Origin of the sequence: Paenarthrobacter sp. (genome assembly GCF_031180005.1) — a bacterium.
Classification (GTDB): Bacteria; Actinomycetota; Actinomycetes; order Actinomycetales; family Micrococcaceae; genus Arthrobacter.
Genome location: NZ_JAPSHI010000002.1, coordinates 1 through 11,952 on the forward strand (window position 1 = coordinate 1; position 11,952 = coordinate 11,952).

The window sequence follows — 11,952 nt, forward strand, 5'->3', positions numbered from 1 at the left end:
GGGCTGACGCGAGGGTAATGGGGGACAGCCTAGTGGCTTTGGTGTACAGGGTTCGGATGCCTGACGGGGTTCCTGCGCGGACTGATGGTGTGGATATTTGGGTGGATGATCGCCTGGATGAGATTGGCGTGAACTGCGCCGTGGCTCACGAGATGGTCCACATTGAGTATGGTCATTCGACGTTGCAGTCTGAGGCTGTGGAGATGGCTGTCAGGTATGAAACCGCGAAACGACTCTTGCCGTTGGACAAGATTGTGGGGGTTTGTAAGAACGGCAAGAACCTTGGAAGCATTGCGCGTGAGCTTGGTGTGACGAAGCAGGTTCTTATGGACCGCGCCGCCACGCTGACTGATGAGCAGGCGAGGGTTGCGGGGTGCATGGCGTGTCATTTGTGCCCCGCAATCCAGGCCCGCTACTCAGGCCACCCTGTTGGTTTGCGCCGGCCCCAAATGATCGCCGCCTGAACCTACTTTGATTCTGCTGGTTTCTACTTACAAATCAAGTAGGTTCGCGGTAGACTCTGCTGTAACAACCCCCAATGAGCAGAGGATACAGATGAGCGACACTGACTGGGCAGCTCGCGAGGAGCTGACTGAGATTATCGGCTACACGATGAATAACAACTTCCAGGATCCATCGGGCCGGACTGCTGATGCTGTTCTGGCTGCTGGTTACCGTAAGCCACGGCGCATCACGACGCGCAAGGAAGTTGAGGCTTTGCCTGTTGATACTGTCCTCCTAAGCGACACCATCGCATATCAGAACTGCGGCGACGACCTTTGGGCGGCTGCCGGTCGGTTCTACGGTTCAACGCAGATCACCCTACCTGCTTACGTGCTGCACGAGCCAACGGTTCACGCAGCATGACCGTCCCTGAAGAAGCGGCTAAGCCCGAGACTCACTGGTTGGTGAACCGCGATTTCGGGTGGGCTTGCCAAGGTTGTGACTGGACCAGCGCGAAGCTGGACTTTGACAGTTTCCGAGCTGCGCACGAGAGGCCCGACACAAATGTCCCCTTCTGAGATTAGTGACGAAGCGGTAGAAGCGGCGGCGAAGCGTGCTTGGTTGGATAGCGAGTTAGGGCGGCGCTCGTGCGAGTCATGGGCGGCGTTAGACCCGCTTGAGCAGGCCACCTACCGCCTGTACGCCGCAGGAATACTCAACGCTGCTGCCCCGTTCATCGCCGCGCAAGCACCCTCGGTGTCACCAAAGGTGACGGGCAACACTCCGCCAGGACAGATCCGTGAACTACTCAAGCACCTTGACTCTTGGGAGTCGCAGGAGCATAAGACTGTGACCATCGCTTACCTTCGCCGCCACTTCAAGGACGCAGCATGAGCGCGTTTGTGGTGTTGTGGCTGATAGTCGGGGCGTATCAGGTGTTCGAGGCTCTGCGGGCCGCGCATGCCCTACTGGTCACTCCTAGCGCGGTGACAGTCACCTTTCGCTGGTCTTTCCTAGTGCTCGCCGCAGCAAACGCCAGCCTCGGAACCCTCTACCTCACAGGAGCCATCCGATGAGCCGGTACGAGTTCGTGGACTGGACGCCTGCTAAGCACCCGGCAATCACGGTCGATCCGAAATGGACCCCCCGAGCGCGCCGCAACCTCGCATTCCTACTCAACATGAAACTCCGCAAAGTCGGAACAAAGTACATCCACAACGGAGGCAAGCGATGACCACGTACCATGTTGAGCCGGTGAATGACCTGATCGAACACTTGGACCATGACTGCCCGTGCGGACCCGATGTGGAAGCAGTGTTCCGTGAAGACGGGTCCAACGGCTGGCTCATCACCCACCACTCACTCGACGGACGCGAAAGGAACGAGACATGAACATAACCGAGTTCCTTGAAGCCCGGATTGCTGACGATGAAGTTGACGCTGCACGCGATTCGGCAGAAATGGAACGCAGCACTGTGAGCATCCAGTACGACTGTGACACTCAGGCACGATTCACCCCGGCCCGTGTTCTTGCTGAGTGTGCGGCGAAACGGGCACTCATGGAACTCTATGAGGACGAATGGGAACTACACATTCAACTCGCGTCCGTTTACTCTGACCATCCGGACTACCAGCAGGAATGGGCGATATGAGGAACGCTGCGATCCGACGTAAGCACGCGCGAGCCGAACGGTTATGGGTCAGGTTCATGACACAACCACAACGGCTCATCATCCCTGACTACCGAGACGTGAACACGGAAGCGTTGCAAGAGAACCGCATGTGGGTTGTGCCGCCAGCGCAAGTCAGGCAACTCTCGGACGTGGCAGCCAAAGCCATGGTCACCAGGCCGCCCCTGATGCGAGACCCGCAAGCAAACATGCTCTGACGCACTAAGCGGACATCCTGGCCCTCACCAAACGGTGGGGGCCTTTCGCGTAACAAAGGGGGCGGTTGTCGGCGTCAACGAGTGTTGTCGGGTGCAAAACCGCCTGTTGACGGCTGTTGACCGCGTAACCAAAAAATGACGCTTTGAGTAAACGTTGAACACTGTGGACACATCATAGCCCCCGGATTCTAGCCAAAAACCCCTAGAAGTAGGGGATCGGCGGTGGGTTCGAGTCCCACCTCGGGCACAGCATACCCCCTCGTCAGAGGGGGTATTTGCTTCAACGTGTTGACAATCGTTGACACGAGTCTCTGATGTGTGGTGCCGGCTTGTGCCTGGCCGCCGGTTAGTCTGTTCAATTGTGGGGGAGCGGGTTCAGGGGGTTGGCTGGTTGGCCCTCCGCTGGCGTTGACTGGAGCTCTGTGTTCCTCTCTTGGTTCGTCCGGTAGGTCGTGGTGTGCCTACACCTCTTCATGGGTAGGGGACTGAGCGCAACATGACTTCGAAGTCCTGTGTCAAAAATTCCAGCTTGGGCTCGTTCCTGGAGTGAAGAGAATTGGCTGGACGGTGCTTTGTCAGGCCAAAGTCGGTGTGAACAGTGTCCACACTTAAATCTTCTTTCTTCTGATTGATTGCGGCCGTTCCCATGTCCCTCCTCCTGCCTTCATCTACTCATCGCATGTGAGTGGCCATAGCGACATGACGCAATTCGCAAGCGAACCACACGTCTACGGCATGAGAGTTCAGTGGCTGCGTCGGACGAGGTGCATTCGAATTGGTCTCCTCCGTGTCACCGACGCGAAACTTGAAATAGAGACGTGAGATCGGACGCGGATGACTATTCCGAGCGGTGCCTCCGGAGCGCTTCCGATCCTAACCTGAGGTCGGTTTCCGTCGATGACACGACGTCAGGTTGAGGTGGAGTTCAAGCTGATAGCAGGACTCAAGTTTGCATCGAGTTCGCCGATTCTCGCTTCAAGCCTCCGCGGCTTGCCTCTTTCAGTACCAAGTTCCGGAGCAGATCAGTCCGTTTGTCTTTACCGCTGCCAGCGACCTCTCCCCTCAGCAAGGGGCGGTCACGGTTCTGCTGAGCGATGCAGTGACCATAGAACGAAGTCGCGTTTGGGGTCGCGAAGGCTCCCCGATGAGTCGCTGATGGTACTTCTGTTCCAGTGGCACTTGAAGGGGAGATCGACAAGGGTGTAAAACGCTGGCATGACCGCGCTGTCTCCGAAGGGGAGGAGTGCATCCTTGCCCTGAGTCTGGGAGGCGATCTCCGCAGTATTCAAGGCTCAGAAAGGTTGTATGCGCAGGGAGGATTACCCTCTAGGCCCATAGCGAAGCTGGCGGTTGTACTGGAAACTGTAGCCGTTGTGCGACGGGCTGTAGACGCATTCGCCGCTGTGAACAGGATCAAGTTTCTGTCCGTTGGCTGTAAGAATTCGTGGATTGGCGGAAACATGAGGGTTTATAGGGCATTCTACGATGATTCAGTGATCGGGGCAGCGTCATGTTGTTGCAGCGGGAAGCGGAGTTCATATCTCTCCACGCAGCCCACTACGAACGTGTTTTGCACTATGTCCTCCGCCGCGTCGGTGATTTGGAGGTAGCCAAAGACCTCACCGCGGATGTTTTCCGAATCGCGTGGCAGAAATCCAGGCACGAGCACACGACTGAAACGGCGTGGCTGTTCACCGTCGCCCGAAATGTCATTGGCAACGAGTACCGGGGCAGGCGGCGCCGACGCGAGCTGATTCTCAAACTTGCTGAAGGGGTTCGCTCTGAAGCTGCCCCCGCCGGAGGCAGCGTGGAGGCCGCCGTCGCGGAAACGCTGGGCAAACTTCGAGCCAAAGACCGGGAGATTCTCATGCTTCATTTCTGGGACAAGCTCTCCATTCCGGAGATCGCAGCGGTCTCTGGCTGCACGGAAAACACCGCTGGAGTCCGACTTCACCGTGCCAAGCGGGCGTTCGAGGCAGCCATGCCCGCAGAGCTCAGAGGCCGTCCGACGGACAAGACAGGTAGGCGTTCCCATGGACAGGATTGACGAACTGCTCGAAGCAGCCAACCCCGTACGTCCATCAAATGCCCCCCGGCTGGATGCGCATACAGAGTTGCGGGCAGCCCTCGACGGCGCTCCTGGACTGGATGCTGCCGGGCAGGACTATGTTGATGCGGCGGCCCGGATCCGTCAGGGCAAAAGCTCCCGGAGGCCTTGGACTGCGGCCATCGCCGTCGTGGTGGCATCCCTGCTGGTGATCGCCACCGTCGTATTGACCCAGGTCCTGGCTCCGTTAACCCCCGCGCCACCGGCGGGAACCTCTTCCCCGACGACGAGCGGTGCCGCTATCGGATCGGACCAGTGGAGGGTTGTCCGAATGCCAACGACCGAGGAAGGTGGAACGGCTGGCCCGCAAATAGAAATCGATGTGGCCCCGGGTTTCGTGGTCAGCAGCGACGTTCCCAACGAAAGCTACGACTCCCTCTCCACCAAAATCCTGCCGGATGGGCCAGGCGAGGACGTTCTTGCACAGATCTACTACGGAAAGGTTTTGCCCCAGCGCGATCCCCAAGCCTGTGTTGCCGCATCGGAGGAGTACGTGGAGCTGGACAGCGTTCCCGTCGATGTCCCAGTCCAATTGGCAGCTTCCGGCACGGCGATACCCCGATTCGTCTACCGCATCGTTCAGGGGACGACCTTGAAAGCCTCCTTCGGATTTACGTCCCTGCCGTCAGGGACCACGTCGGACTCGTGCACTGAGTTCCACCACATCAACTCCACCCCGGAGGGGACGATGCTTGCGGTCTCGGACCACTACCAGTTCAACGGGTTGGCCCCCGGGTGGCTGTCGACGGCAACAACTTCGTTGACCCCGACCTTCGCATCCCTGGAGGAAGCGCGGGCATTCATGGCCACGGAGCAATACCGAACCTACAAACGGATGTTTACGTCCGTTCGCATCGTGCAGCCGTAGGGAGAGACCAGCCATGCGCTCCGAAGCTGATTTTCAAAGGCTCAGCCTGTTCCTGGCTCGTCGAACAGGGGACCCCGACTACGCCCAAACCCTCGCCATGGACTCGCTCCGATGGGCCAGCGGTCAGGAACAAGCAGGTGTAGATGTGCCCTTCGGGTCGCTCCTGGCGGTCTCCGCAGGCACGGCCGCGGCAGCCATCGCCGACAGAGACAAAGCCTTGGCCGGGCAGAAATCCATGGCAGGCATCGTCGCTGGCCTACCCCGGGAAGAACGGGAAGTGCTCCGATTGATCTACTGGGACCACCTCAGCATGGGCGAACTCGCCGATTTCCTGAACTGCACGATGGCACGCGCCGGCGTTCTTCTGCACAAGGCCTACCGGCACGCTCAGCGTCGAGCAAAGCGGCTTGGGAACGACCTCGAAAGCTCTCCTGATGAACCCTACTGAGCAACAGATAGCTGACGCCGCCCCACACACAGAACCACCAACGTTCCCAGCTGACCCCACGGCGATACCGGCAGACGATGGAATAGAAACCGTCGGGTTCAATCCCGCAGGCCCAACGGCCCGGAAGACACTGCCATGGCGGGGGATCACGCGCGCGATCTTAGCCGCCGCACTCTTCGTGGCAGGCGTGCTGGCCGGATCGGCCACGCTTGCTCCGGCTCCCACGCTGGCCTCCGTCCAAGCAAGCCGTGAGTCAGGCGAGGACCTATCGCCTGACAGGACATCAGCTGAAGTCACCGGAGTACAGGAATGGCGCACTGCGGCGCTGCTCATACCGTGGGCGGATTCTTCAGCCTCGGTGGAGGCAACGATTGAACTTCCTGCCACCTGGACGGTGGAACGGCATGCCCCCTCCCCGGATTTTCCCGGACTGCACGCCACCGTCGCAGACGAATCAGCTCTACCTGTGGCCCCCCTCTACCTCGGGCCCACGCCCGAAACACACGCATGCCCCCTGCAGCCCGGCCCTGGGCTCCAACTGCAGCAGAGAGATGTGACTACCGGGGCGGAACTACTGGACCCGGCATTGGCTGCAGCGTCCGCCTTTGGGCTTTCGCCGGGGCTACAAGCGAGGGGATTCTTTGGACTCGTGTCGCGGACGTCGGCGAACAAGGCATGCCGAGAGGGCCCGCAGTCCTCAGCGACAGCAATCCTCAGATTCGGCACCGTCTTAGGGCATGAGGGACGTGCACAAGCTGAAGCTGCCCCCAACAGCAGCTATGCACGGATGTTCTCTTCGGTGGAGGAAGCGAAGCAGTACATGAGGTCCCAGGAATTCAGCATCCTCGAACGAGTCATCAGCTCGCTAAGGATCTCGGTCCCGGTGGACCAGTCCCGACTTTGGCAACAACCAGTGAACCGGCATCCTTCGAACTGACATGTACATCAATCCATGCCAGCCACTGAAACAAAATCATGATGAGCTACTGCGTGGCCAGAGCCCCGCCGCCAATTTCCCGACGGGCCTGATCATCAGTTCCTGCGATGCGTCCGGTTGGATCGGGTCAGTCCGCTGAGGTCGTTCAGTGAGGTGGAATCGAGGAAGCCCGCGACTTCAATCGATCCGTCGAGGCGGACCCGGATGTCGACCCTGTTGCGCACAAGTTCCGGACGATAATGCTCGTACAGGGCTACTGCAACTTGAGACTTCAGTCGTTACGGCCTCTGATGTCACCGCGGCGTCAGCCTGGCATTGCAGTCGTGTCTGGGGTTGTCGGTGGAACGCTTACCCAGGCAAGGATGGGCAGCGGGCGAGCGCACTCAGAGGGTGCAGACTTTAGTACATGAAGATGACTGCGGGACGACGGGCAGTGCCAACGCAAAAGCTGGCTTTATCGGAGACGGCGACGGCGCAGGGCAGTGTTTATGACGATGCCGTCCGGGCAGTCCGAACGGGTGAGCTCACCGCGGACGTAGCGGCGAACCAGCTGATCACCATGATGACGGATGGGGAGATCCTCGGGCTGCTTGACGGCGACTCCCCCAGGTTGGTGCTCCCGTTCATCCCGATCCTGCTGGACAGGCTGCCGTTCGTGGCCGGGGCGGTCCCGCGGCTCGGCATACCAGGCATTCGGTTCAGCGACGGGGGCCGCGGCGTAGTGATCGGCGCCTGCACGGCTTTCCCGGTCACAATTGCACGGGCAGCGACTTGGGATCCATCGCTGGAAGAACGCGTCGGGGTCGCCATCGGTCTGGAAACCAGGGCGCGGGGAGCGAACTACTCGGCCTCGGTCTGCGTGAACCTGCTTCGCCACCCAGCATGGGGCCGGGCGCAGGAGTGCTACGGGGAGGATCCGGTACTCACAGCCCGGATGGGATCGGCCCTAACCCGAGGTGTCCGGGTGAACACGATGGCGTGCGTGAAGCACTTCGCGCTCAACTCGATGGAGAACGAGCGCTTTGAGGTGGACGTGGCGGTGGACGAACACGCATTGCACGAGGTTTACTTGCCGCACTTCAAAGCGGTCGTTGACGCCGGTGCAGACTCCGTCATGAGTGCCTACAACCGTGTGCGCGGCGAGTACATGGATGTAAATCGAGCCCTGCTCACGGACATTTTGAGGCGCGAGTGGGGCTTTTCCGGGTTCGTCACGAGCGACTGGGTGTTCGGGACGCACGACGCGATGGGCAGCCTCGAGGCGGGAATGGACGTGGAGATGCCGCTCCGGTTGCTGCGCGCCCGCGCGCTGCCGGCGGCGCTGCGCCACGGTGACTTGGCCCGCGCCACAGTGCTGGAGTCCGCACGCCGCATTCTGCGCACGTGTATGCTGCACGCCGCGGCCCGGGACTCGGCGGTGCCTTCCCGCGCCGTCATCGCCTCTCCGGCCCACCGTGCGCTTGCCCATGAGGTCGCTACGGAGTCGATCGTCCTGCTGAAGAATGAAGCCGTCGGTGCAGCGCCGGTGCTGCCGTTGGCTCCAGCTACTCGGCATCTCACCGTGATCGGACGACTTGCGGCACAGACGAACCTCGGCGATCATGGCTCCTCCCGCGTAAGGCCCCCCTCCACTGTCTCGCCGCTTCAGGGCCTGCGGGAGGCGCTTCCCGGGGTCCGGATCACCTCTACCACCGGCAAGAATGAGCGGCGGGCAGCAGCGCTGGCAGCCGCGGCGGAGACGGCCATCGTCGTCGTCGGCCTGGACCAACACGACGAGGGCGAATCCGTCGTCACCGGAGGTGTTGACGTGGGTGTGCTCGGTCGGGAATTGGGTTCAGGACCTCTCCGTCGGTTGCTCATCGGACTCGCACACCTGGCTTCCCGCTTCGTCCGGGGTGGCGACCGCAGCTCGCTCAACCTGCGCCCCTCGGACGAACGGCTCATCCGTTCGGTGGCCGCCGCGAACCCCCGGACCGTCGTCGTGCTGATCAGCGGGAGCGCGATCCTCACCGAAACGTGGCGGGACCGCGTGCCGGCGCTCCTCTTCGCCTGGTACGGCGGTATGGAGGGCGGCCGCGCGCTGGCGAGCGTGCTGACCGGTAATGAGGAGCCAGGCGGACGTCTGCCTTTCGTGCTGCCAACGGACGCCGCGCACCTACCGTTTTTCGACTCCGCGGCAAAGGCCGTTGTCTATGACGACCAGTGGGGTCAGCGCAGGCTCGACGGCGAGGGGCATAGGCCTGCGTACCCGTTTGGATTCGGCCTGGGCTATACCACCATCGAGCACCGACTCATTGCCCACACGTTCGACGACTCAGGCGGCCATGCGGACGTGCTCGTAACAAACAAGGGTGGCCGCAAGGGCTCCACCGTCGTTCAAATCTACGCCGCAAATGTGTCCCTCCGCAGACCTGTGGCTCAGCTCCTGGGCTTCCGGAAGGTAACCCTGCAACCCGGTGCAGAAACCACTGTGAGGGTCGTTTTGGATGCGGGACCCACCCTGCAGCGCGATCCGAGCACACGGCGCTGGTCTCCCCGTTTGGGGGAGTGGGTCCTGCAAGCGAGCCAACACAGCCCGGACAGCTGGGAGAACGCCGGCCGCTTGCGATGTACGGAGGGTCTGATGGACCAGGAGGGTATTTCAGACGCCAAGCCGGTTTGATGTCCGGACGGCGCCTACTACCCGGGAAGATCGCGGGACGGCGCCAAGGGCCGTTCGACACGGACCGGCAGTTCGTGGTCGCCCCGCAGCATGGCGCGGATCAACCGGCGTTCCTCCCAATGGAGAAGCAGCGACGCTCGGCCGTGGCGCAGGACCAAGTCTCCGTCCGACGTCGTGTACCGCTTTTGCAGGTCCGCCAACTCCTCCTCTTGCAGCAGTGCAACCGTGCTGCCCGAATCTTGGTCAACCAAGCGGACCAATGAGGTAGGCCCCGTGAGATCTGTTGCGACGAAGCGCTCCTCGCTGGCGGCAAGAATTGTCCTTTGCGCTGCCCGTGTTACCACCAGCGGGCGGGATGGCCCACCCCAGCAGAGCGCTTAGTACGTCGGCCGCAGCATCGGGGCGTCCTGTTCTCTGCGCCGCCGCCTGCATCATCTGTAAGCGGCCGGGTTCGCGCAGCACTTTATCGATTTTCCAGCCGATGGTTGCCGCTGCGTTGCAGCGGACGGCTGCCCCCTGCTCCATGAGGTAATCGCCGTTGCGAACTTCCTGACCAGGGATCGGGTTCACAAGCACCATGGGGAGCCCCGCAGCCATGCACTCCGACGCCGACAGGCCGCCTGGCTTGCCCACGAACAAATCTGCCCGTTGCAGTAGCTCCGGCATGTCGGTCGTGAATCCGAGCACGGTGTAGCGGTCACCAGCCGACGCGACGAGCGTCTCGATGCGCTGACGCAGCGCATCATTGTGTCCGCAGACAACCGTGGCCGTGAACGCCGAGCGCATATGCATCGTCTGCCGCACCACCGAGACTGCGTAGTCGCCACCTGTCGCGCCGGCCGAGATGAGCAGCATCGGTGGCTTGTTGGCATCGCGTACGGGCGCAGGACTGAGTTGCTTGTTAATCGGGATTCCAGTGGCAGCCACACGGTCGGGAGGAAGGCCGAGCGCCATCAATTCCACTTTGCCCTCTTCCCTGGCCACAAAGATCTTGTGGAAGGCGCCCGTGAGCGACAAGCCTTGGAAGTCATAGTCGGTGGTCACCACAGCTGTTTTCGCATCGACCACGCCACGAAGAAGCAGTGAGGCCAACAGCTGTGCAGGGAGGAAATGCGTGCATACAATCGCGGTGGGCCGGAACCGCTTGATGGCACTGACAACTGGACTGGCGTTCACCCGCGTCCAGGGATCTATGGGCCCACGGCGCCGGAACGGCGGGTTGCTGATGTCGTAGCCCCACTCGACCAGCCACGGCAAGTCCTCCACCAGGACGAAGTAACCCTTACCCAGGAGAGCGCGGTAGAGAACGCTGCTCACCTGCAGCACGTCCAGCACCTGCACCTCGGCGATGTCATCGCGTGCGTCACATGCGTGCTGCACCGCCGCCGCAGCGCTGTTATGCCCTGATCCCACGCCTGCGGACAGGATGAGTACGCGCTCTCCGCTGGCGGTGGCCTTGGTTCGTGCCGACGTTGTGCGCATGAGGAGAGGCTAGCAGGCTGCATTTCCGTGGGGGGCGCGAGTAGCTGTGGACTTCTGGGCCGCGGAGCCCAGCAGTTTTTCTTCCGGGATCAGGCAGTGGTACCGCCAGTAGCGTCAGATGGTTGTAAGGGCGTGTCTGGCGCTTTCCACGAAAATCTGGGTGTTGGCCGGAACGTGAACTACTTCTCCATCGATCTGGCAAGGAATGGCGTTTCGCGTCGTGAAGGAATAGCTGCTGACGCTGGGCTGTCGTCCGAGGCCCAAAGTCACCGCTCGCAGCGTCATCAAAGCCATCCGCCAGCGACCGGAGTGGGGCAATGTCACTACTTCGAATTGACCATCGTTGGGATTGTTCTTCTCGCTTACCGTTCCGTATTTCGCCATGCGGGAGATGATAGCCAGGACAAGACTGTCGAACTGTGCAGTTGCTCCGTCTGGCCGCTCAAGCTCAAACGGCTCCAGGCCTGACAATGTTCTGGTTACGGAGAAGAGCTCACGAATCTTGCCCTTCCCGCCCTTCTCAATTCCGATTGCCATCAAAGGGGTCAGCCCGAAACCTATATAGGAGTGGGCGTACTGGATTTGATCCGCTCCTTCTCCACTCAGGGTGATGCGCAGCAGATCCATACGACGGACCGAACCATGACGGACAGCTTCCGTCAGCTGCCGTACCGGCATGCTCCTGAAGTGGTCGTTGGCGTTGCCAGCGGGTAGAACCGTACACACTGCGCGCGTAGTTGAAACGTCCATGACGCCGTTGACCACCTCGTTGTATCCGCCGTCGCCGCTGACGGAAATGATGAGCGGAGATCCCTTACTGGCCGCTGAACGGGCAAGGTCGCGGGCGTGCCCCGCGAAAGCCGTTGGCTGTATCTGAACTTTCATATCAGGCAGCGCGGCGAGCAGTTCCTGCTCAAGGACTTCGATCCGCGCTCCCATTCCGGGTCTGGCCGGATTGAAGATCAGGACCGCTCGGTCAAAGTGTGGTGCAAGGCCGTCAGTCACCACCTCGTGTCCCTCCAAAGTCACTTGCAGCTACTAACCGCTTATCGGTGGTGAATAGCTCCTACTGGTGTCGGTGTCGGTACTGCACATGGGTTTCTAGCCTAGGCAAAG

Annotated in this window: 16 protein-coding genes; 13 read left to right on the forward strand and 3 right to left on the reverse strand. The window is 61.0% G+C overall.

All coding sequences use genetic code 11. From position 1 onward, the window contains the following. The 13 genes from RIF72_RS02290 to RIF72_RS02350 form a co-directional block, all read left to right on the forward strand. On the forward strand, positions 1-464 hold a 464-nt coding region (locus RIF72_RS02290; RefSeq protein WP_309073244.1), incomplete at its 5' end, for a hypothetical protein. 91 nt (positions 465-555) lie between these two features. Beyond that, positions 556-867, forward strand: coding sequence for a hypothetical protein (locus tag RIF72_RS02295; RefSeq protein ID WP_309073245.1), 312 nt, complete (start codon positions 556-558; stop codon positions 865-867). Positions 868-1,008: 141 nt separating this feature from the next. Then, entirely contained in the window at positions 1,009-1,338 is a 330-nt protein-coding gene (locus RIF72_RS02300) for a hypothetical protein (RefSeq protein ID WP_309073246.1), read from the forward strand. Further along, the gene (locus tag RIF72_RS02305) at positions 1,335-1,520 is read left to right on the forward strand and encodes a hypothetical protein (protein WP_309073247.1); all 186 of its coding nucleotides are present in this window, start codon (positions 1,335-1,337) and stop codon (positions 1,518-1,520) included. Before RIF72_RS02300 ends, RIF72_RS02305 begins: the two co-directional genes overlap by 4 nt. Next, positions 1,517-1,678, forward strand: a complete 162-nt coding sequence (locus tag RIF72_RS02310; RefSeq protein WP_309073248.1) for a hypothetical protein — start codon at positions 1,517-1,519, stop codon at positions 1,676-1,678. The genes RIF72_RS02305 and RIF72_RS02310 overlap by 4 nt, the downstream gene beginning before the upstream one ends. Then, complete coding sequence (locus tag RIF72_RS02315; protein ID WP_309073249.1) at positions 1,675-1,836, forward strand: hypothetical protein; 162 nt, start codon at positions 1,675-1,677, stop codon at positions 1,834-1,836. The genes RIF72_RS02310 and RIF72_RS02315 overlap by 4 nt, the downstream gene beginning before the upstream one ends. Continuing rightward, entirely contained in the window at positions 1,833-2,096 is a 264-nt protein-coding gene (locus RIF72_RS02320) for a DUF6221 family protein (protein WP_309073250.1), read from the forward strand. Before RIF72_RS02315 ends, RIF72_RS02320 begins: the two co-directional genes overlap by 4 nt. Positions 2,097-2,152: 56 nt before the next feature. Beyond that, positions 2,153-2,332, forward strand: coding sequence for a hypothetical protein (locus tag RIF72_RS02325; RefSeq protein ID WP_309073251.1), 180 nt, complete (start codon positions 2,153-2,155; stop codon positions 2,330-2,332). A 1,510-nt stretch (positions 2,333-3,842) separates the two neighbouring features. Then, positions 3,843-4,379 carry a sigma-70 family RNA polymerase sigma factor gene (locus tag RIF72_RS02330; RefSeq protein WP_309073252.1) on the forward strand — a complete coding sequence of 179 codons (537 nt, stop codon included), beginning with the start codon at positions 3,843-3,845 and terminating at the stop codon, positions 4,377-4,379. After that, positions 4,366-5,307 carry a hypothetical protein gene (locus RIF72_RS02335; protein WP_309073253.1) on the forward strand — a complete coding sequence of 314 codons (942 nt, stop codon included), beginning with the start codon at positions 4,366-4,368 and terminating at the stop codon, positions 5,305-5,307. Before RIF72_RS02330 ends, RIF72_RS02335 begins: the two co-directional genes overlap by 14 nt. A 13-nt stretch (positions 5,308-5,320) precedes the next feature. Further along, the gene (locus RIF72_RS02340; protein ID WP_309073254.1) at positions 5,321-5,755 is read left to right on the forward strand and encodes a sigma factor-like helix-turn-helix DNA-binding protein; all 435 of its coding nucleotides are present in this window, start codon (positions 5,321-5,323) and stop codon (positions 5,753-5,755) included. After that, positions 5,742-6,692, forward strand: a complete 951-nt coding sequence (locus RIF72_RS02345; protein ID WP_309073255.1) for a hypothetical protein — start codon at positions 5,742-5,744, stop codon at positions 6,690-6,692. Before RIF72_RS02340 ends, RIF72_RS02345 begins: the two co-directional genes overlap by 14 nt. A gap of 406 nt (positions 6,693-7,098) precedes the next feature. Next, entirely contained in the window at positions 7,099-9,354 is a 2,256-nt protein-coding gene (locus tag RIF72_RS02350) for a glycoside hydrolase family 3 C-terminal domain-containing protein (protein ID WP_309073256.1), read from the forward strand. Between the two features lie 17 nt (positions 9,355-9,371). Here the strand turns inward: RIF72_RS02350 and RIF72_RS02355 are convergent, their stop codons facing one another. The 3 genes from RIF72_RS02355 to RIF72_RS02365 all read right to left on the reverse strand — a co-directional run bounded on the left by RIF72_RS02355 (position 9,372) and on the right by RIF72_RS02365 (position 11,865). Further along, the gene (locus RIF72_RS02355; RefSeq protein WP_309073257.1) at positions 9,372-9,605 is read right to left on the reverse strand and encodes a hypothetical protein; all 234 of its coding nucleotides are present in this window, start codon (positions 9,603-9,605) and stop codon (positions 9,372-9,374) included. Continuing rightward, positions 9,598-10,836, reverse strand: a complete 1,239-nt coding sequence (locus RIF72_RS02360; RefSeq protein ID WP_309073258.1) for a glycosyltransferase — start codon at positions 10,834-10,836, stop codon at positions 9,598-9,600. The genes RIF72_RS02355 and RIF72_RS02360 overlap by 8 nt, the downstream gene beginning before the upstream one ends. Positions 10,837-10,950: 114 nt before the next feature. Next, positions 10,951-11,865: a diacylglycerol kinase family protein gene (locus RIF72_RS02365; protein ID WP_309073259.1), complete on the reverse strand. Its 915-nt coding sequence runs from the start codon at positions 11,863-11,865 to the stop codon at positions 10,951-10,953. Between the last annotated feature and the right edge of the window lie 87 nt (positions 11,866-11,952).

Coding starts and splice junctions, on each gene's coding strand:
- RIF72_RS02360 (WP_309073258.1), bottom strand. CDS start 10,836: ATGCGCACAACGTCGGCACGAACCAAGGCCACCGCCAGCGGAGAGCGC.
- RIF72_RS02345 (WP_309073255.1), top strand. CDS start 5,742: ATGAACCCTACTGAGCAACAGATAGCTGACGCCGCCCCACACACAGAA.
- RIF72_RS02315 (WP_309073249.1), top strand. CDS start 1,675: ATGACCACGTACCATGTTGAGCCGGTGAATGACCTGATCGAACACTTG.
- RIF72_RS02305 (WP_309073247.1), top strand. CDS start 1,335: ATGAGCGCGTTTGTGGTGTTGTGGCTGATAGTCGGGGCGTATCAGGTG.
- RIF72_RS02320 (WP_309073250.1), top strand. CDS start 1,833: ATGAACATAACCGAGTTCCTTGAAGCCCGGATTGCTGACGATGAAGTT.
- RIF72_RS02340 (WP_309073254.1), top strand. CDS start 5,321: ATGCGCTCCGAAGCTGATTTTCAAAGGCTCAGCCTGTTCCTGGCTCGT.
- RIF72_RS02310 (WP_309073248.1), top strand. CDS start 1,517: ATGAGCCGGTACGAGTTCGTGGACTGGACGCCTGCTAAGCACCCGGCA.
- RIF72_RS02300 (WP_309073246.1), top strand. CDS start 1,009: ATGTCCCCTTCTGAGATTAGTGACGAAGCGGTAGAAGCGGCGGCGAAG.
- RIF72_RS02295 (WP_309073245.1), top strand. CDS start 556: ATGAGCGACACTGACTGGGCAGCTCGCGAGGAGCTGACTGAGATTATC.
- RIF72_RS02335 (WP_309073253.1), top strand. CDS start 4,366: ATGGACAGGATTGACGAACTGCTCGAAGCAGCCAACCCCGTACGTCCA.
- RIF72_RS02350 (WP_309073256.1), top strand. CDS start 7,099: ATGAAGATGACTGCGGGACGACGGGCAGTGCCAACGCAAAAGCTGGCT.
- RIF72_RS02330 (WP_309073252.1), top strand. CDS start 3,843: ATGTTGTTGCAGCGGGAAGCGGAGTTCATATCTCTCCACGCAGCCCAC.
- RIF72_RS02325 (WP_309073251.1), top strand. CDS start 2,153: ATGACACAACCACAACGGCTCATCATCCCTGACTACCGAGACGTGAAC.